Source organism: Kitasatospora aureofaciens (genome assembly GCF_001188955.3).
Lineage (GTDB): Bacteria > Actinomycetota > Actinomycetes > Streptomycetales > Streptomycetaceae > Kitasatospora > Kitasatospora aureofaciens.
Map to the genome: position 1 here is coordinate 15,207 of NZ_JPRF03000044.1, position 18,028 is coordinate 33,234.

Annotated in this window: 20 protein-coding genes; 12 read left to right on the forward strand and 8 right to left on the reverse strand. The window is 73.2% G+C overall.

Features of this window, described 5'->3' with window-relative positions; translation table 11 throughout:
• Window positions 1–126: 126 nt before the first annotated feature.
• The 4 genes from HS99_RS27965 to HS99_RS27980 all read left to right on the forward strand — a co-directional run bounded on the left by HS99_RS27965 (window position 127) and on the right by HS99_RS27980 (window position 3,323).
• Complete coding sequence (locus HS99_RS27965; RefSeq protein WP_030556679.1) at window positions 127–1,155, forward strand: beta-ketoacyl synthase N-terminal-like domain-containing protein; 1,029 nt, start codon at window positions 127–129, stop codon at window positions 1,153–1,155.
• A complete protein-coding gene (gene fabG / locus HS99_RS27970) occupies window positions 1,152–1,892 on the forward strand; it encodes a 3-oxoacyl-ACP reductase FabG (RefSeq protein WP_030289545.1) in 741 nt (246 codons plus the stop codon). The genes HS99_RS27965 and fabG overlap by 4 nt, the downstream gene beginning before the upstream one ends.
• A gap of 40 nt (window positions 1,893–1,932) precedes the next feature.
• Window positions 1,933–3,042 (forward strand): class I SAM-dependent methyltransferase, encoded by a 1,110-nt coding sequence (locus tag HS99_RS27975; RefSeq protein WP_030289547.1) that lies wholly within the window; start codon window positions 1,933–1,935, stop codon window positions 3,040–3,042.
• Window positions 3,043–3,119: 77 nt separating this feature from the next.
• Window positions 3,120–3,323, forward strand: a complete 204-nt coding sequence (locus HS99_RS27980) for an acyl-CoA carboxylase epsilon subunit (protein WP_030289549.1) — start codon at window positions 3,120–3,122, stop codon at window positions 3,321–3,323.
• Between the two features lie 279 nt (window positions 3,324–3,602).
• Here the strand turns inward: HS99_RS27980 and HS99_RS27985 are convergent, their stop codons facing one another.
• On the reverse strand, window positions 3,603–5,681 hold the full coding sequence (locus tag HS99_RS27985; protein WP_051835524.1) for a serine hydrolase domain-containing protein: 2,079 nt from the start codon (window positions 5,679–5,681) through the stop codon (window positions 3,603–3,605).
• Window positions 5,682–5,944: 263 nt separating this feature from the next.
• Between HS99_RS27985 and HS99_RS27990 the strand changes: the two genes are divergently transcribed.
• Entirely contained in the window at window positions 5,945–7,306 is a 1,362-nt protein-coding gene (locus tag HS99_RS27990) for a sensor histidine kinase (protein ID WP_078656412.1), read from the forward strand.
• Window positions 7,270–7,920 carry a LuxR C-terminal-related transcriptional regulator gene (locus tag HS99_RS27995; protein ID WP_030290358.1) on the forward strand — a complete coding sequence of 217 codons (651 nt, stop codon included), beginning with the start codon at window positions 7,270–7,272 and terminating at the stop codon, window positions 7,918–7,920. The genes HS99_RS27990 and HS99_RS27995 overlap by 37 nt, the downstream gene beginning before the upstream one ends.
• Before the next feature lie 4 nt (window positions 7,921–7,924).
• Here the strand turns inward: HS99_RS27995 and cutA are convergent, their stop codons facing one another.
• From cutA to HS99_RS47110, 4 genes are all read right to left on the reverse strand, one after another.
• On the reverse strand, window positions 7,925–8,254 hold the full coding sequence (cutA, locus tag HS99_RS28000) for a divalent-cation tolerance protein CutA (protein ID WP_030552835.1): 330 nt from the start codon (window positions 8,252–8,254) through the stop codon (window positions 7,925–7,927).
• A gap of 82 nt (window positions 8,255–8,336) precedes the next feature.
• A complete protein-coding gene (locus HS99_RS28005; protein WP_030552833.1) occupies window positions 8,337–9,233 on the reverse strand; it encodes a class I SAM-dependent methyltransferase in 897 nt (298 codons plus the stop codon).
• Window positions 9,234–9,302: 69 nt separating this feature from the next.
• Window positions 9,303–10,289, reverse strand: coding sequence for an NAD(P)/FAD-dependent oxidoreductase (locus tag HS99_RS28010; RefSeq protein WP_046386365.1), 987 nt, complete (start codon window positions 10,287–10,289; stop codon window positions 9,303–9,305).
• Window positions 10,290–10,353: 64 nt separating this feature from the next.
• Window positions 10,354–11,331 carry a hypothetical protein gene (locus HS99_RS47110; RefSeq protein WP_030290362.1) on the reverse strand — a complete coding sequence of 326 codons (978 nt, stop codon included), beginning with the start codon at window positions 11,329–11,331 and terminating at the stop codon, window positions 10,354–10,356.
• 164 nt (window positions 11,332–11,495) lie between these two features.
• On the opposite strand from HS99_RS47110, the gene HS99_RS28020 reads away from it, so the two are divergent.
• A complete protein-coding gene (locus HS99_RS28020) occupies window positions 11,496–12,551 on the forward strand; it encodes an aldo/keto reductase (RefSeq protein ID WP_030552829.1) in 1,056 nt (351 codons plus the stop codon).
• Window positions 12,552–12,586: 35 nt separating this feature from the next.
• On the forward strand, window positions 12,587–12,775 hold the full coding sequence (locus tag HS99_RS28025) for a type II toxin-antitoxin system Phd/YefM family antitoxin (protein WP_232543058.1): 189 nt from the start codon (window positions 12,587–12,589) through the stop codon (window positions 12,773–12,775).
• Between the two features lie 99 nt (window positions 12,776–12,874).
• Here HS99_RS28025 and HS99_RS28030 read toward each other — a convergent pair whose 3' ends face one another.
• On the reverse strand, window positions 12,875–13,444 hold the full coding sequence (locus HS99_RS28030) for a GNAT family N-acetyltransferase (RefSeq protein ID WP_078938756.1): 570 nt from the start codon (window positions 13,442–13,444) through the stop codon (window positions 12,875–12,877).
• A gap of 23 nt (window positions 13,445–13,467) precedes the next feature.
• Complete coding sequence (locus tag HS99_RS28035) at window positions 13,468–14,358, reverse strand: NAD(P)-dependent oxidoreductase (protein ID WP_030552823.1); 891 nt, start codon at window positions 14,356–14,358, stop codon at window positions 13,468–13,470.
• Window positions 14,359–14,506: 148 nt separating this feature from the next.
• Here HS99_RS28035 and HS99_RS28040 point away from each other — a divergent pair, with 148 nt between their 5' ends.
• Entirely contained in the window at window positions 14,507–14,788 is a 282-nt protein-coding gene (locus tag HS99_RS28040; protein WP_046386197.1) for a winged helix-turn-helix transcriptional regulator, read from the forward strand.
• Between the two features lie 3 nt (window positions 14,789–14,791).
• On the opposite strand, the gene HS99_RS28045 is transcribed toward HS99_RS28040, so the two are convergent.
• On the reverse strand, window positions 14,792–15,280 hold the full coding sequence (locus HS99_RS28045) for an LURP-one-related/scramblase family protein (RefSeq protein ID WP_030290368.1): 489 nt from the start codon (window positions 15,278–15,280) through the stop codon (window positions 14,792–14,794).
• 95 nt (window positions 15,281–15,375) lie between these two features.
• Here HS99_RS28045 and HS99_RS28050 point away from each other — a divergent pair, with 95 nt between their 5' ends.
• The 3 genes from HS99_RS28050 (at window position 15,376) to HS99_RS28055 (ending at window position 17,669) form a co-directional block, all read left to right on the forward strand.
• Window positions 15,376–15,882: a GNAT family N-acetyltransferase gene (locus tag HS99_RS28050; protein ID WP_030552821.1), complete on the forward strand. Its 507-nt coding sequence runs from the start codon at window positions 15,376–15,378 to the stop codon at window positions 15,880–15,882.
• A gap of 89 nt (window positions 15,883–15,971) precedes the next feature.
• Complete coding sequence (locus HS99_RS45320; RefSeq protein WP_157846567.1) at window positions 15,972–16,112, forward strand: thioredoxin domain-containing protein; 141 nt, start codon at window positions 15,972–15,974, stop codon at window positions 16,110–16,112.
• Between the two features lie 21 nt (window positions 16,113–16,133).
• On the forward strand, window positions 16,134–17,669 hold the full coding sequence (locus HS99_RS28055; RefSeq protein WP_030552819.1) for a recombinase family protein: 1,536 nt from the start codon (window positions 16,134–16,136) through the stop codon (window positions 17,667–17,669).
• Window positions 17,670–18,028: the final 359 nt, after the last annotated feature.

Genomic DNA, 18,028 nt, shown 5'->3' on the forward strand with positions numbered 1-18,028 from the left:
AGAGGAGCGCGTGGGCGAATGCCCCCGCCGAGCACAGCGAGGTGGGCGCATGAGCGAGCGCAGCGAGCGAACCATCAAGAGGAGCGCGTGGGCGAATGCCCCCGCCGAGCACAGCGAGGTGGGCGCATGAGCCCCAGCACCATCCACCGGGATGCGCCGCTGATCACCGCGTGGTCCGCCGTCTCCCCGTTCGGCCTCGGCCGCGAAGCGTTCGCGGCCGGGGTCGGCCGGGGGGAACCGGCCCACGAGGTGCCCGACTTCGACACCCGCAAGGTGCTCGGCAAGGCCGGCACCCGCACCTTCGACCGGGCCACCGGCCTGGCCGTCACCGCCGTCCGCGAACTGCTCGACGAGGCCGAGGCCGCACAGAGCCCGATCGCCACCGGCGGCGGCACCGCCCTCGTCCTCGGCACCACCCTCGGCAGCGCCCACAGCTCCGCCGGGTTCAGCCGGGCCTCCTTCGAGGGCGACAAGCCCTACGACGTGCCGGCCCAGCTGATGCCGAACGTGCTGATGAACGGACCGGCCGCGGCCACCGCCATCCGCTTCGACCTCAAGGGCCCCAACACCACCCTGGCCGGCGGCGCCGCGGGCGGCCTGCTCGCCCTCGGCTACGCCCGCCGCCTGCTGGCCGCCGACCGCGCCGAACGCGCCGTGGTCGGCGCGGTGGAGGAGCAGTCGACCACCCGCGAGTGGCTGGCCGGCCTCGCCGAGCAGCCGCTCGGCGAGGGCAGCGTCGTCCTGCTGATGGAGACCGCCAGGACACTGCCGCCCGGCCGCCGGGTGCTGGCCGAACTGCTCGCCCTGGACGTCCGGCTGGACATCGACGACGACCCCGCACGGGCCCTCGCCGACGTCGTCCGCGAGGCCCTCGACCAGGCCGGCGCGACCCCCGACGAGGTCTGGGCCGCGGCCGTCACCGGGCAGCCGGCCCGCGACCAGCTCGCCGCACTGGTGGGCGCCGAGGCCGTCGACCGGGTCCCCGCACTGTTCGGTGACACCGGCTCCGCCGGCACTGTCTTCTCCCTCACCACCGTGCTGTCCCTGGCCGAGCACGACCCCACGGCCACCGGCCGCGTCGCCGTGATCGCCTCGCTGGACCACCAGGGCCTGGCCGCCTGCGCCGTCCTGCGCCTCACCGGCGGTGACCGATGAGCACCTCCGGCACCGCCCTGATCAGCGGCGGCTCCCGCGGCATCGGCAAGGCCGCCGCCCTGCGGCTGGCCGCCGAGGGCCACCCGATCAGCTTCTGCTACCAGTCCGACCAGCAGGCCGCCGACCTCCTCACCAAGGAGCTCGACGCCCTCGGCGTGGGCGTCCTGGCCGAACGGGTGGACGTCACCGACGCCGCCGCCGTCCGCGCCTGGGTCACCCGCACCGAACAGGAACTCGGCCCGATCACCGTCGCCGTCGCCAGCGCCGGCATCACCCGCGACAAGCCGCTCCTCCTGATGGCCGACGAGGACTGGCAGGCCGTCACCGACACCAACCTCACCGGAACCGCCAACCTCTGCCGCGCGGTGGCCTTCCCGATGGTCAAGCGCCGCGGCGGCTCCATCATCACGCTCTCCTCGGTCTCCGGCCTCTACGGGAACCCCGGCCAGAGCAACTACGCGGCCTCCAAGGCCGGCATCATCGCGCTCACCCGCGCGCTGGCCAAGGAGGTCGGCCGCTACGGCGTCCGGGTCAACGCGGTGGCCCCCGGCATGATCGAGACCGACATGACCTCGGTGCTCACCGACGCCCAGCGCGGCGAGGCCCTCAAGAACATCCCGCTCGGCCGCTTCGGCACGGCGGACGAGGTGGCCGAATCGGTCGCCTTCCTGGCGGGCCCGCAGTCCGCCTACTTCACCGGCTCGGTCCTGCAGATCGACGGCGGAATCGTCCTGTGACCACCAGACGCACCGTCAACCTCTACTAGGAGCAACGACCATGACCATTCCCGCCGTGCGCACCTTCGACAACCACACCCCGCTGGTCGACACCGAGCTGCTCCCCGGCCGCGGCACCGGCGTCAACGCCGCCCACCGGATGTACGAGCACCTCATCGGCATCTGGGCCACCGGCGTCATCGAGGCCGCCCACGACCTCGGCGCCTTCACCGCGCTGATCAGCGGCCCGGCCACGGCCAGCGAGCTGTCCAGCAAGCTCGGCACCGACCTGCGCGCCACCCGCGTCCTGCTCGACGGCCTGGCCGCCTACGACGTGGTCGAGCGCAGCCGCGCGGCGGACGGCCAGGCCGTCTACACCCTGCCACCGGAGATGCACGACATCTTCGCCCCCGAGGGCCTGTACAGCCTGGTCGGCAAGATCCGGCACGACCGCAACGTCGCCTGGAGCGCCTGGCGCAACCTCGCCACCAACGTCCGCACCGGCGCCCGCAACTCCGACGGCTCCCAGCAGCTCAACCAGATCTCCGAGGAGGACTACACCTCCCTCGTCCGCGGCATCAACTTCTGGGCCCCGCCGATCGCCGCCACCCTCGCCACCGCCCTGCGCGAGCAGGGCTGGACCGACGGCACCGGCCGCACCCTGCTCGACGTCGGCTGCGGCACCGGCATCTACAGCCAGCTCCTCCTCCAGGAGTTCAGCGGCCTCAACGCCCGCGCCCTGGACGCCGAACGGATCATCCCGATCGCCAACGCCCAGGCCCACCGCCTCGGCGTGGCCGACCGCTTCAACCCCGAGATCGTCGACTTCTGGGCCGACGACTGGGGCACCGGCGTCGACGTCGCCCTCTTCGTCAACATCTTCCACCTGCAGACCCCGGAGTCCGCCCGCGAGCTCCTGCTCCGGTCCGCCAAGGCCCTCACCGAGGACGGCGTGATAGCCATCGCCGACCACATCGTCGACGAGGACAGCACCGACGGCAACACCCAGAACCGCTTCTTCCGCCTCTTCGCCGCCTCCATGCTCGCCACCGGCGGCGGCGACGCCTTCACCGTCCACGACTACGACCAGTGGCTCGCCGACGCCGGCCTGCGCCGCGTCGCCCTGCTCGACACCCCCATGCACCGCCTCCTGCTGGTCAAGCGCGCCTGACCCACCCCTCACCACCCCTCGACGGCCCCGACGCCCCGCGTCGGGGCCGTCGGGGTTCCCACACCCGGAGGCCCGGAATGACCGACCGAACCCCCCTCTTCCGCACCGACCGCACCGACCTCACCCCCGAGGAGATCGCCACCCTCACCGTCCTCCTCCTCCAACGCCACAGAACCCAGGCCGCCACCACCGGACACCACCCCGCCCCCCGCAGAGTCCGCTGGCACGACGTCTCCCTCAGACCCCCGACGCCCACCACCTCCTGGCAGATCGTCGCCTGACCCCGTCCCCCTTCGGTGGCCCGCCGCGCACGCCGGGGCCATCCCCCTGGGCGCCCACCCCACCCCCTCCCCTCCGTGGGCGCGCGGGCCACGCCCCGCGCGCCCACGCCGCACCTCCCCCACCCGACCGAGGCGGGAGGGACCCGCCCCGGCGTCACCCACCCTCCCGAGCCCCCCCACCCCGACAACAACCCCACCCCCCACCCGGAAAGAACCCACCCGGAAAAAGGCCCGAAAGGCCCGGAGCCTCCCCGGCCCCGGGCCTCCCTCCCCCGCCCCTCACCCGATCAGATCCAACGACCCCGCCATCTGCCCTGTCCCGATCAGGTCATATCCCCCCGCCAGCACCAGGAACACCAGCGCCGCCACCGTCACCCCCGTGTAGTGCAGCCGCCCGAACACCCCCCACCAGCCCCGCCGCCAGGCGACCACCGCACAGATCACCATCAGCAGGGTGAGCACCGCCGCCCCCAGGTACATCGCCGGTACCACCTTCAGCAGCGGAGAGTCCCCCAGGAACAGCGTCTGGTTCAGCGCGTTGGAGTCCGAGGTCAGCAGGGCGAACCCCGCCGTGGCCACCACGAGCACCGCCCCCGTCAGCCACCCCAGCAGCCGGGCCGCCGGCTGCCCGGCCCGCCCCTTGCCCCGCGCCGCCCGCACGACCGCCGCCAGCCCCCACCCGAGCACGGTCAGCACCAGCACCACCAGGCTCCCCAGGGCGATCCGCTGGTGCAGCTCCGGAGCCTGGTACCACGCCAGCGGCTCGTACGCGATGGTCGGGTCGCTGTCCGTCAGCATCGAGGTGACGTCTCCGTCCCCGTCCAGCTCGAAGGCGATCCGACCGCTGCCGCCCACCTGCTGGAAGAGTCCCGGCTGCACCTGCTCCCACTGGGTCTCCCCCACCGAGGGATCCCGGGTGACCGGCCCGCTCACGACGAGCCGCCCGTCACGGGCGGCGATGTGCACCGACCCCGTCAGCGCCGCCGCCTTGGTCAGGTTCGACTGGCTGACCCGAGTCGACCGGAAGTCCCCGGTGAACTTCGAAAGGTCCCCACCCACCACACCAGCAGCACCCGCACCAACCGCACCCGCCCGCGCACCCCCAGCGGACGCACCCCCCACCGGGTAGAAGCGATCGACGAAGTCGTTCAGCACCTGCTGGGTCATCCACCCCCCGGTGGCCCCCTCCCCGTCCCCGTTGACGGTCACGTACAGCCCGACCCCCTGTGCCGGCAGCAGCGCCAGGTTGCTGTGGAACCCGGGCACGTCCCCGTCCTTGACCAGGAGCTGCTGCCCGTTCCGGGTGCGCTGTTCGAGCAGGTACGCCATCCCGGGCATCCGCTGGTCCGGCCCGAAGTGCCGGGCGAGCAGCAGGGCGTCGCCCTCCCGGTCCAGGATCGACCGGCCGTCGAAGGTCCCGTCGTGCAGCTGGGCGAGCATCAGCCGCCCCATGTCGCCCGCCGTGGTGACGGCGGCCGCCCCGGTCGGGGTCAGCGGCCCGTACAGCCCCTTGGTCTCGGTCTGCCCGCCGCCCTCCGGCCGGTACCCGTGGGCGAGGTCGGCGTCGATGGGGGCGGGGTGCGGCTGGGTGAAGGTGGTGTGGTCCATGCCGAGCGGCTGCAGCACGTGCTGGGCGACGTACTGGTCGAACGGCTGGCCGGAGACCACCTCGACGAGGTAACCGGCGAGCGCGACACCGTAGTTGTCGTACGCGGCGGTCGTCCCGGGGGCCCGGACCCGGTCCGGCTGGTGGGCGGCCAGCGCGGGCCCGAGGCCGCCGCTGTTCCGGGGCTCGGCCTCGGCGAGTCCCATGAAGGTGTCGTCGAAGCCGCCGGTGTGGGTCAGCAGGTTCTCGACGGTGACCGGGCGCCCCGGGTAGCTGTCCCGGATCTTGAAGGCGGTCAGGTAGGTGTTGACGTCCGCGTGGAGGTCCAACTTGCCCGCCCGGACCTGCTGGAGGACGGCGACGGCGGTGAACACCTTGGCGTCGGAGCCCATGAAGAAGGCCGTCCGGGCCGGGTCGACGGGCTTGCGGTTCGGCACGTCGGAGACCCCGTACCCGCCGGCGAAGACCTGCTGCCCGCCGGCCACCACGCTCACCGCCGCGCCGGGGATCTTGTGCTCGGCGAGCAGTTTCGGCACGATCTCGTCGAACAGCCGCTTCACCGACCCGGGGTCGGGTGGTGCCGTCGAACCGCCCGCCGCCGAACTCCCGCTGCCCGCCGTCGTGGTGGCCGCGTGGGCACCGTCCGGCGTGAGCCCGTAGAGGAACAGGCCGATGGCCGCCAGCACCATCACGAGTCGGACCCAACCCCGCTCGGCCAGCGGCCGGTTCGCCTCTGCACGTCGCTCGCTCATGATGAACTCCCCTTCGGGAAAGATTGATTGTGGAGGCTCCGGCGCTCTGTGGCGGGTCGCCTCCCGACACCGACAACACTAGGAGGGACGCCCTTCCCGGGGACATGGCCTCTGGTCGTCGATCGGGGGGTGTACCCAGGTACCACCAAGAGGGGTCCAGGGCCCAGTGATCGGAATCGCGGCGGACGGCAGTCTGGATGTCGTCAGCAAGCAACGGGTAGGGATACCGGCCGCGAGGCCGTCACGGGAAGGGCCGAGCGGTCATGACCAGCAGCATCACCACGGGAGTTGTGAACAACGTGCAGAACACCGACACCACCGGCCGCTCCGGGCGGAACCCGCTCCGGGCGCTGGGCAACGCCATCCGGTCCTGCCTGCGCGGCCCGGTCCTGGCCGCCCTCGCGGTGCCGCAGCTGCTGCTGCTCACCGCGGCCACGGTCGCCGCCTCCCTGCTGGGCCTCGGCGTCGGCGCGCTGCTCGTTCCGCCCACGATCGTCGCGATCCGCGGCCTGGCCGGCCTGCGGCGCCGGCTCGCCGCCGACTGGACCGGCGTGGAGATCCGCGACCCCTACCAGCCGCTGCCGGACGCCGAAGCGGGCTTCAAGGGAGCCTGGAAGCGCTGCCAGGCGATGCTGTCCGACCAGGCCACCTGGCGCGACCTGCTCTGGCTGCTGGTCGATCCGATGGTCGGCTTCACGCTGGCGATCCTCCCGCTCACGGTGGTCGCGTACGGCGTCCTCGGCCTGGTGCTGCCCCAGTTCTGGCAGTCGATCGCCGACAACGGCGGCAACACCTGGTACCTGTGGATCCACGTCACCAGCTCGGGTGCGGCCGGCACCGCCGCCCTGTTCGGCGTCCCGGTGATGCTGGCCGGCCTGGCCGTCGCCCCCGCCGTCATGCGGGCCCACACCGCCCTCGCCAAGTCGCTGCTCGGCCCGACCGCCCGTGCCGAGGCGCTGGCCGCCGAGCGCAAGGTCGCCCACCTCACCGAGACCCGGCGCGACGCGCTGACCACCCAGGCCGCCGAACTGCGCCGGATCGAGCGGGACCTGCACGACGGGGCGCAGGCCCGGCTGGTGGCCATGGGCATGAACCTGGGCGTGGCCGAGCGCCTGGTCGAGCGGGACCCGGAGGCCGCGAAGCAGCTGCTCGCCGAGACCCGTCAGGCCTCCGCCTCCGCCCTCAACGAGCTGCGCGACCTGGTCCGCGGCATCCACCCCCCGGTGCTGGCCGACCGCGGCCTCGCCGACGCCGTCCGGGCCCTGTGCATGGACAGCCCGCTGAACGTGACCGTCTCCGCCGAGCTGCCCGGCCGCCCCGAGGCCCCGGTCGAGTCCGCCCTCTACTTCGCCGTCTCCGAGGCGCTCACCAACGCCGCCAAGCACTCCGGCGCCAGCCACGTCGACGTCCAACTGTGGTACGAGAACGGCACGCTGAAGGCCCAGATCACGGACGACGGCACCGGCGGCGCCGACCCCTCCCGCGGCACCGGCCTGCGCGGACTCGAGCGCCGGCTTGCTACCTTCGACGGAGTCCTGGCCGTCCGCAGCCCGCTCGGCGGCCCCACGACCCTGACGATGGAGCTGCCGTGCGAGTTGTACTCGCGGAGGACCTCTTCCTCCTGAGGGACGGTCTGATCCGGATGCTGCAGGCCTACGACTTCGAGGTCGTGGCCGCGGTGGACACCGGACCGGACCTCCTCCAGGCCCTCCTCACCGAACGTCCGGACGTGGCAGTCGTCGACGTACGACTGCCGCCGACGTTCACCGACGAGGGCCTCCAGGCGGCTCTGGAGGCGCGCCGGCAGATCCCCGGTCTGCCGGTGCTCGTGCTTTCCCAGTACGTGGAGCAGCTCTACGCCAAGGAGTTGCTGGCCGACGGCAGCGGCGCGATCGGCTACCTGCTCAAGGACCGGGTCTTCGACCCCGACGAGTTCGTGGCCACGGTCCACCGGGTGGCCGCGGGCGGCACCGCGCTGGACCCCCAGGTGATCGCGATGCTGGTCAGCAACACCGAACGCACCAAGCCGCTGGAGCGGCTGACGCCTCGTGAGCGCGAGGTGCTGGAGCTGATGGCCGAGGGGCGCTCGAACGGGGCGATCGCCGAGCGGATGGTGATCACCGAGCGGGCGGTGAAGAAGCACACCGCCAACATCTTCCTGAAGCTCGACCTGCCGCCCTCCGAGGAGGACCACCGCCGGGTGCTGGCGGTGCTGGCCTTCCTCCAGGTCGCGCCCTGACCGGCTACGACGCGGTCTCCCCGGCCACCCAGCGCAGGTAGCCGGGGCTGCCGGACACCACCGGCACGGCGATGACCTCGGGCGTCTCGTACGGGTGCCGCGCGGCGACGAACCCGGCCAGCCGGTCAGCCAGTTCGGCCCGGGTCTTGAGGTCGATCCGCCACTCCTCGGCGTCCTGCACCTCGCCCTCCCACCAGTACACCGAGCGGACGGGGTACACCTGCGCACAGGCCGCCAGCCGCTCCCGCACCACGGCGGCCGCCAGGTCCCGGGCCTGCTCCTCCGACTCGTGGGTGGTGGTCACCACGACGAAACCCTGCTCGTTCGCTGTCATGCAAGGACTCTAGGGCCGCGCCGCGCCACGCCACGGGCCCCGCGCCCGTCGGGGCCTCGGAAGCGACGGGCGGGGGCGGTTCTCAGTCCCGGCGGGCGGTGTGGACGGTCATCGCCGAGAGGTAGAAGGCGTCCGGGCGGTGCAGGACGCCGGTCGGGGCGTCCTGCTCGATCAGTGCCTCCAGAGTCGCCCGGTCCTCCGGGTCGAGCACCTCGGCGAGCTGGTCGTGGCGCCGTGCGAGCTGGGTGCGCAGGTACTCGCGGACCGGCCGGGCCAGCGGCGCCGGGTGGTCGACCAGGAAGGTGCGGGTGCCGCTGGGGACCAGTCCGGCCCGCCGCAGCATGGCCGGCCAGTCCTCGATCTCCTCGGTGGTGCCGGGCAGTTCGGCGCGCATCGCGGCGAAGCCGTCCTCGTGCACCGCGTCCAGCCGGGCCTGGAAGCCGGGTCGGCCCAGGCCGAAGTCACGGGGCAGGTAGCGCGCGGGCAGGCCGCTCTCGGCGACGGCGAGCAGGCCGCCGGGCCGCAGCCGGCCGGCCAGGGCGGTGAGCGCGGCCTGCTGGTCGCCGAGGTGGTGGATGGCGTTGCCGGACCAGATCAGGTCGGCCTCGCCGAGCTTGTCGAACTCGGCCGGCAGGTCGGCCTGTTGGGTGCCGAGGCGGCCGCCCGCGCGGGCCCGGGCGCGTTCCAGCAGGGCGGCCGACTGGTCGACGGCGACCACCTCGGCCGCCGGGAAGACCTCGGCGAGCAGCCCGGCGATCACCCCGGGCCCGGCGCCGACGTCGAGCACCCGGCGCACCGCGCCGTCCCCGGCGAGGCCGGACAGCCACCGCCCGGCCTCGGTGACGGCCTCGGCGCGCAGGTCGGCCTCCAGCTCCAGGTGCGCCGCGAGGGCGTCCCAGTCGAGGTCGGCGGCGGGCACGTGGCCGTGGCCGTGGTGCTGGTGCCCGTGGTGCTGGTGGCCGTGCTGCTGTGCGGACATGGTGTTCCCTCTCCGTGGTGGGGGTTCGGTGGTGGGTCCGGTGGTGGGTCCGGTGGTCAGCTTCACCGCTCAGGCGGCGACGGCCGGGCCGGACGCGCGGCGCAGTGCGACCGCCCGTCCGATCTCCTCGTCCACCAGGTCGTGGTTGAGGGCGAAGGCGGCCGCCGCGCCCGTCCCGGCGGAGGTGACCACCTGGGCGCGCGGGTCGGCGACGTTGCCGACGGCCCAGACGCCGGGCACGCTGGTGCGGCCGGTCCGGTCGGTGGTGACCCAGCCGTTGTCGTCCCGGGCGCAGTTCAGCCCGAAGAGCAGGGCGTCCCGGGGCACCGGCTGCGGGAAGACGAACACCGCCTCGCGGTTGACCACCCGCCCGGTGTCGAGCTCGACTCCGCGCAGCCGCCCGTCGTCGGCCACCAGCCGGACGATCCGGCCCCCGACCACCCGGACGCCGCGAGCCGCGAGCCGCTCGCGGTCGGCCGCGGTCAGTTCCAGGGTGTGGGCCAGCAGCACCACGTCCGCCGACCACTGCCGCAGCAGCAGTGCCTGGTCGACGGACCCGGGTGCGGTGCCGAGCACCCCGAGCGGGCGGTCGCGGACCTCCCAGCCGTGGCAGTACGGGCAGTGCAGCACGTCCCGGCCCCAGCGCTCGGCGAGCCCGGGCAGTTCCGGCAGCCCGTCCCGCAGTCCGGTGGCGACGACCACCCGGCGCGCCTGCAGCACCGGTCCGCCCGCCAGGTGGACGAGGAAGCCGAGTCCGGTGGGCTCGGCGTTCTCGACGTGCTCGACCCGCCCGTCGATCAGGTCCACCCCGTACCGGGCGACCTCCTCCCGTCCGACCGCCAGCAGTGCGGCCGGCGGCATGCCGTCCCGGCTCAGGAAGCCCTGCATGTGGGCGGCGGGGGCGTTGCGCGGCTCACCCGCGTCCACCACCGCGACCCGCCTCCGGGCCCGGCCCAGCACCAGGGCGGCGCTCAGTCCCGCCGCGCCCGCGCCGATCACCACCGCGTCGTGGCGCTCCGCCGTGTCGTAGTACTCCGCCGTTTTCGTTGCGCTCATCGTCGCTCACCTCCACCGCCAGGCTGCGACCGACCATCCGGTATCGGCAAGGATTGTTGCCATCTCAGCAAACCTTCGGAGAAGCCCGGCCGCCGCCGGTCCGCCGCCAGTACGAGCGGGTGGCCACCGCCAGCGCCACCCCGTACCCCGCGAAGGCGCAGGCCCCGACCCAGGCCACCTCCAGGGCCTGCTCGGGCGTGGCCCATTCGCCCTGGCGGATCCCGATCACCCCGGACGAGCACAGCGACAGGTAGCCGATCCCGACCACCCCGTACGGCACCAGCGTGACGGCGCCGATCAGCGCCGGGGTGAGCGGCAGCCAGCGCGGGACGGCCCGGCCGCGCAGCGGCAGGGTCCAGCGCGGGAACACCTGTCCCCACGGCCGCACCAGCCCCCACAGCAGGAACACCCCGATCGCCGCCAGCAGCACGGTGCCGTCCAGCCCCCGGCGCTCCAGCGCGAGCCACAGCCCGGAGGAGCCGTTGTGCACGTAGCTCGCGTACATCTCGTCCCCGCTGACCCCGGCGAAGCTGCCCCCGAACGCCCAGATCAGCTTCATCACCACGTAGGGCAGGAAGGCCAGGCTCCCGGCCCAGGCGGCCAGTTGGACGGCCGCCGGGGCCGGCGAGGGCGCCGGGCGGCCGGTCGCCGGCCGCTCCGCGAGCGGCCGTCGGGCCCGGGCGGTCCCGGCCAGCAGCAGCGCCCCGGCCGCCGCCAGCGCCTTGTGCACCGCGTCCGGGACGCTGTCCACGGCCTGCCCGAACAGCAGCGTCACCACGTCCATCAGCAGGCTCCAGGACGCCACCACGGCCAGTCCGCACAACACCCGGAGCACCCACGTCAGCCACCGCCCCGGCTGCCCCCGGGCCGCCGCCCACCCGGCCCCGACCGCCGCCAACCCCACCCCGGCGACCACCCATCCCAGCCAGGCGGCACTCCACAGGGCCGTCCCGCTCAGCCCACAGCCCAGCCCGAACCCGGCGTAGCCCACGCCCCAGCCGGCCACTGCCCGGCCGTCCCGCACCCACTCGCGCTCTCCCATGGCCCCAGGCTCGCCCGCGCCACCCCGCCCCGGCCTCCGCCCGGCTGCTGATCCGGCTCCCCCATCAGGGGGATCCACGCCGGCCCTTGCGCTGGAGCGCACTCCAACTCCTAGCCTCTGAGCCGACACCGCAGCACCGACCCACCAACCTGGGGAGTACCACCATGCGTTACCGCGTCCTCGGCGGCACCGGCATCGAGGTGAGCACCTACTGCCTCGGCACGATGATGTTCGGCGCCATCGGCAACCCCGACCACGACGACTGCGCCCGGATCATCAACACCGCGCTCGACCGGGGCGTCAACTTCGTCGACACCGCCGACATCTACTCGGCCGGAGAATCCGAGGAGATCGTCGGCAAGACGCTGGCAGCCCGCGGTGACCGGGACGAGATCGTGCTGGCCACCAAGGCGCACTTCCCGATGGGCGAGGGCCGGGCCCGCGGCGGCAACTCGCGGCGCTGGATCGTGCGCGAGGTGGAGGAGAGCCTGCGCCGGCTGCGCACCGACCGGATCGACCTCTACCAGATCCACCGGCCGGACCACACCACGGACATCGAGGAGACCCTCGCCGTCCTGGGCGACCTGGTCCGGGCCGGCAAGATCCTCGCCTTCGGCTGCTCCACCTTCCCCGCCGAGCAGATCGTGGACGCCCACCACGTCGCCGAACGCCGCGCCCTGCCGCGCTTCCGCACCGAGCAGCCGCCGTACTCGCTGCTCGCCCGCGGCATCGAGCGGGACGTCCTGCCGGTGGTGCAGCGGCTCGGCATGGGCGCGCTGACCTGGGGCCCGCTGGCCGGCGGCTTCCTCACCGGCCGCTACCGCAAGGGCCGCCCGGTCGACCTGACCACCGGGCGCGCCGCCATCAACCCGGGCCGCTTCGACCCGACGCTGCCCACCACCGCCGCCAAGCTGGACGCGGTCGAGGCCTTCACCGAGCTCGCCGAGGACCTCGGCCGCACCCTGCCCGAGCTGGCCACCGCCTTCCCGCTGGCCCACCCCGCCGTCACCTCGGTGATCATCGGCCCGCGCACCATGGAGCAGCTCGAATCCGCCCTCGAGGCGGCCGACCTGGTCCTGGACGACGCCACCCTGGACCGGATCGACGCCATCGTCCCGCCCGGCACCGACCTCTACCGGGCCGACGGCGCCTGGCAGCCCCCGTCCCTCACCACCCCCGCCCTCCGCCGCCGCCCCGCCGCCGACCGCTCCGCGGCCTGATCGAGGCCGGCCGTCGAAGGACTGCTGCACGGCGCATGACGGCGCGACACATCGGCGGCATGAAGACCGTCACGCAGCGCGAACTCGCAGCGCGGTCCAAGGCCGTACTCGACGATGTCGAAGCCGGCGAGGTCCACCACATCACCCGCAACGGCACCGAGATCGCCGAGGTCCGTCCGATCAGCAGTCGCCGTCGCTTCGTTCCACACCCGGAACGGCGCTGACTTCGCCGGCCTCGAACAGGGCGTCGAAGTCATCCTGGTCCAGGACCGGCCCTGGACCGACCGCCCGGCGACACGCCGGGCGGTCGCGCCGCGTCCGGCTCACCCCCTCGGCGCGGCGAAGCAGTGGACCACAACCGTACGGCCGGAGGCCCACCGCTGTTCGCCGCTGCCGAGCGGGGTCCAGCCGAGGCGGCGGTAGAGGGCCAGGGCGGCGGTGTCGGTGGAGAGCACGTCGAGCACGGGGTGCAGCCCGAGCACCCGCGCGTGCGCCACGGCGCTGGCCAGCAGCAGTGCGCCGGCGGCCCGTCCGCGCGCCGCCGGGGCGACGAACAACCGGCCGATCACCGCCGTGAGTTCCGGGCGTCCGCCGGCCCGCCGGCTCCACAGTCCGGGGGCCATGTCCCCCGGGGCGCTGCGGGCCAGGCCGACGTGGCCGGCGGTCCGGCCGTCCGCCTCGGCGATCCAGGCCGCCAGCAGGCCGTCCGGGGTGAGCCAGGCGGCGGGCCGTTCGGGCCACTCGGCGGGGTAGCCGTCGGCGGCATGGACATCGGCCAGGGCCCGGACGCAGTCGGCGAGGTCGGCGGCGCGGCGCCGACGGACGCCCACCCCCGCCCCGGTCCGCCGTGAGCCGGACGCGACGACATTGGCGCGTTCTTCAAGGTCAGCCATGCCGGTACGTTACCGGCCGGCCCTCACCGCCGCAGCAGGTCGACCACCCCGGTCACGTCCTCGGCGCCGCTGCCGAGCGCCAGCCGGTGCTCCATCAACCGGAAGAACGGGGACAGCAGTTCGACGCTGACCCGCTGCTCCTCGGCGGTGCGCAGCAGCGTCTCCTTGCCCGCCACCTGCATCGCCAGGTTGGAGACCACGCCCGTGGTGTAGTCCCCGCTCTCCAACTGCGCCGCCGTCCGCTCGACCGACCCGGCCATCGCGGTGAGCCAACCCCCCAGCAGCGGCGCCAGATCGCCCGGCTTCACCGCCTCGCCCCGCACCAGCGCGAAGGCGTGCGCGACCCCGGCGAACATCCCGTACATCGCGCTCAGCAGCGCCACGTCGTGCAGCGCCGCGTGCCCGGCGTCCGCGCCGACGTACCGGACGGCGGCCGGGGCGGCCAGCGCCTCCCGGTGCTCCTCGAACAGCTCCGCCGAGCCGCTGTAGAACACGTACGCCCCGGCCTCCGGGACGCCGATCATCGGCGGGACGGCCATGATGCCGCCGTCCAGGTAGCGGGCGCCCCGGGCCCCGGCCCAGGCGGCCCGGGCGCGGGCCTGGCCCGGGGTGCTGGTGACCAGGTTGACCAGGTCCCGGCCGGCCAGGTCGGCCCCCGCCAGCGCCTCCTCGACCGAGGCGTCGTCCAGCAGGCAGACCACCACCAGCCGGCCGGCCGCGACGGCCTCGGCGGCGGTGGCCGCCACCACGGCGCCCTCGGCGGCGAGCGCCTCGGCGCGGGCGACGGAGCGGTTCCAGACGGTCAGCGGGTGTCCGGCGGCGAGCCAGGCGCGGGCCAGCGCGGTGCCCATCGCACCGAGGCCGAGCAGGGTGACGGGGCTCTTCGTGACGTTCTCAACTGTGTTCTGTGCCATGCCGACCAGCCTCGGCGCGACCCCGACCGTGATCAAGTACGCACTTCGGAGTGGGTGGTTACCCTGGGGTGAGCGACGAGGTCGGAAGGGGTGGGCCGTGGCGACCGTGCCGAGGCCGGGGGCGCACGTCTGCGGGATCGACGCCGCGATGGACGTGATCGGCGGCAAGTGGAAGGTGCTGATCCTGTGGGCGCTCGGCGAGCGCCCACACTGCCGCTTCGGCGAACTGCGCCGCCTGGTACCGGGGATCACCGAGAAGGTGCTGGCCGCCCACCTGCGCGAGCTGGAGGCCGACGGCATCGTGCACCGGGAGGCCCACCAGGAGGTGCCGCCCCGGGTCGAGTACGCGCTGACCGAGGCGGGACGGCACCTGAACGCGGCGCTGGCCCCGCTGGGCGTCTGGGGCCGGGACCACGTCCTGAACCGCTGACCCTCAGTGCTCCTCCGCCGCCAGGTGGTCGACGCAGGCCGCGACCGCGAGCAGCAGCCCGGTGTCCGCCCCGTCCGCGATCTCCACCCCGTAGGTGTCCCGGACCCGGAACCACTTGCGGGAGATCCGGGCGAGCCGGTCCCCGTGCTGGTTCTCGATCCGGTAGTCCTTGTCGATCAGGTCGCCGTGGATCCGCAGCTCGCCGCCGGAGGCCAGTTCCACCAGGTACTTGTCCCGGAACGGGGTGAACAGCTTCTCCCGGACGGTCGCGACCACCTCGCCGTCGGCGTCCTCGATCTTCATCGCGTCGCGGACGGCGAGCATCTTCTCCTTCACCACCGCGACCACCCGCCCGTGCGCGTCCTTCAGCTCGAAGGTGTGCCGCAGCCGCAGCACCTTGCCGTCCACCAGGTAGGCCTTGTGCCCCCGGTCGTCCTCGATCCAGTAGTCGTCGCCGACCGCGAACAGCTTCTCCCTGACCAGGTACCGCACCACAGCCTCCTCCGTCGTCGGACTCGAACCACCCATTCGACCCGCACCCGCACCCGCCGCGCGGCACCGCCGCGCCGCAGCGCTTCAATGTCGCCATGCTGATCACCCCGCTGCGCACCGAGCGCCTCGACCTCCTCCCCCTCACCCCCGAGCACGCCGACGAACTCGCCGCCGCCCTGGCCGATCCCGCCCTGCACGCCTTCACCGGCGGCCGCCCGGCCACCCCCGAGGAGATGCGCGCCCGCTGCACGCGGCTCGCCGCCGGCTCCCCGGACCCGGCCGTGGCCTGGGGCAACTGGGCCCTGCGGCTGCGCGCCGACGGCGCCCTGACCGGCTACGTCCAGGCCACCGTCCGCCCGCAGGCCGCCGAAGCCGAACTCGCCTGGGCGGTCGGCACCCCCTGGCAGCGCCGCGGCATGGCCACCGAGGCCGCCCGCGCCCTGCTCGACCACCTCGCCGCCACCGGCGTCACCACCGCCCTGGCCCACATCCACCCCGACCACGAGGCCTCCGCCCGCATCGCCCGAGCCCTCGGCCTCCGCCCGACCCCGCACACCCAGGACGGCGAGATCCGCTGGCGGGCCGATCTTCCGCACCCGTAGCATCCGAGGCCCGAAGAACCCGGACGGAGGAAGCCACCATGTCCGCCCGCCCGGAATGCCCCCGACCCCCCATGGGGTTGGATACAGCCATGGCATCTCGTGCACGTGTACGCGCCCCCGAACTGGTCGGGGCAGGCGGTTGGCTGAACACCGGCGGCAAGGACCTCACCCTCGCCGACTTCCGGGGAAAGATCACCGTCCTGGACTTCTGGAAGTCCTACACAATGTAGGGAACTCCAGAGGGGGCGTACGTGCACCACCACACCCTGAGTGACCTGTACCTTCGGCTGTCCTTGGACCGGGACGGCAAGACGGCGATCGAGCGGCAGGAAGCCGACTGTCGCGCTTGGGCTGAGCGCCACGGGCTGACGGTCCGCAAGGTCCACATCGACCGAGGGCGCTCCGGATTCAAGGACGTTGAGCGTAAGGGGTTCGACTCGGCCCTCGCCGCCGTCACAGCGGGCGTCGTCGGGACGCTGATCGTATGGAAGCTGGACCGCCTGTCCCGCAAGGGCATTGGGCAGGTCGGCAAGGTCCTGGACGACATCGAGAAGGCGGGCGGCCGTCTGGTCTCCGTCGTGGACGGTCTCGACACCTCGAACGACTCGGCCCGCATGGTCGTCGCCATGCTCGCCGAACTCGCCCGATCCGAGTCGAAGAACCTCGGGACCCGGGTCGCCCACGCGAAGCGCCACCTGCGCCGACAGGGCCAGTGGATCGGCGGACAGCCCCCGTACGGGCTGCTGGTCGACCCGACCACGAAGAAGCTGACGCACGACCCCGACACGGCCGTCTACGCCCGGCTGATCGCGGATGGCGCGCTGGCTGGCAAGTCCCTCGTGCAGATCGCCCGGCTGCTCAACGAGTACGACATCCCCTCGGCCCGGGGCGGCCAGTGGAACGCCGCGAGCATCATGAACCTGGTCAAGTCGCCTGCCTTCGCCGGACTCATGCCCGAGACCGAAACCATCGAAGCCGAGGACGGCAGCCGGAAGTTCACCAGCCGCGTGTTCCCCTACCGCGATCCCGAGACACTGGACACGGTCAGCATCGGCGAGGGGATCATCACGGTCGGCGAGCGCGAACGGATCATCCGGCAGCTCGAATCCAGGACCCGCGTCCATGCTGGGAAGCGGATGCCGAAGCCGAACGGCACGGCGCTGCTCACCAGCCTGGTGTTCTGCGACGTACCCGGGTGCGGTCGCCGGATGCACAAGGTCGGCAACAGCTACCAGTGCATGGCCCGCCGAGCGGGCAACCAGTGCCCCGGAGCGAGCGCCATGGCCGACCGGGTGGACGAGTACGTGTCCGAGCGCTTCCTCTCCATGCTTCCTGCTCTGGAGTTGGACGACCCCATGTTGGTCGCTATCGCCGACCGTTGGGTGAAGCGGGCAGACCCGGAGACCTTCGCCAAGCGGGGCGCCATAGCCGACGAAATCGCTGACCAGGAAGCCCGGTTGGCCGACCTGGAAGACGCACGCTACGTCCGTGGCGAGTTCGACCGCCCCGGCGCACTCGACCGCTACGACCGCCTCGCCGCCCGACTCCAGAGCCGCATCGACGGCCTGCGCGCCGATCTCACCGCCCTGCCGCTCCCGGCCGTCGACATCACTCCGCTGCTGGACGGCGAGTTGCTGCGGGCCGCCTGGGCGGCCGCGACACAGGATCAGAAGCGGGATCGCCTTTCCCTGGCCATAGACGGCGTGTTCATCAGCAAGGGTCAGCGCGGCAAGCGCTTCATCCCGGAGCAGCGAGTCCGCATCAAGTGGGCTGAGATCAAGGAGTAGCAACCCGTGCCCGTCCATGGCCCCCACTGGCCACCGTGCCTGGGTGCCTGCCGGGGGCTTTCTCGTGCAACGCAGGACAGCGCCCGGCGGGGTGACGAGGTGACGGTTCTGGGGCTTGTTCTGGTTCTCTCAGAAATGTCTAGAGAGAACTGAAATCAGGCTCTCAACCGTCACTACGTCACCTCACCGCGCCGGGGGCAGTGCGGTGGACCGCCAGGGGTGACGTGGTGACGTTCGAGGCGGTGGTTCTGGTTTCTCTTAGATCCCGCGCACAGAAGAGAAACCGGAATCACCCTGCTGAACGTCACCACGTCCCCCGCGCTGGTCGAGACGCACACGGGCGCACGCCGCCGTGGTGG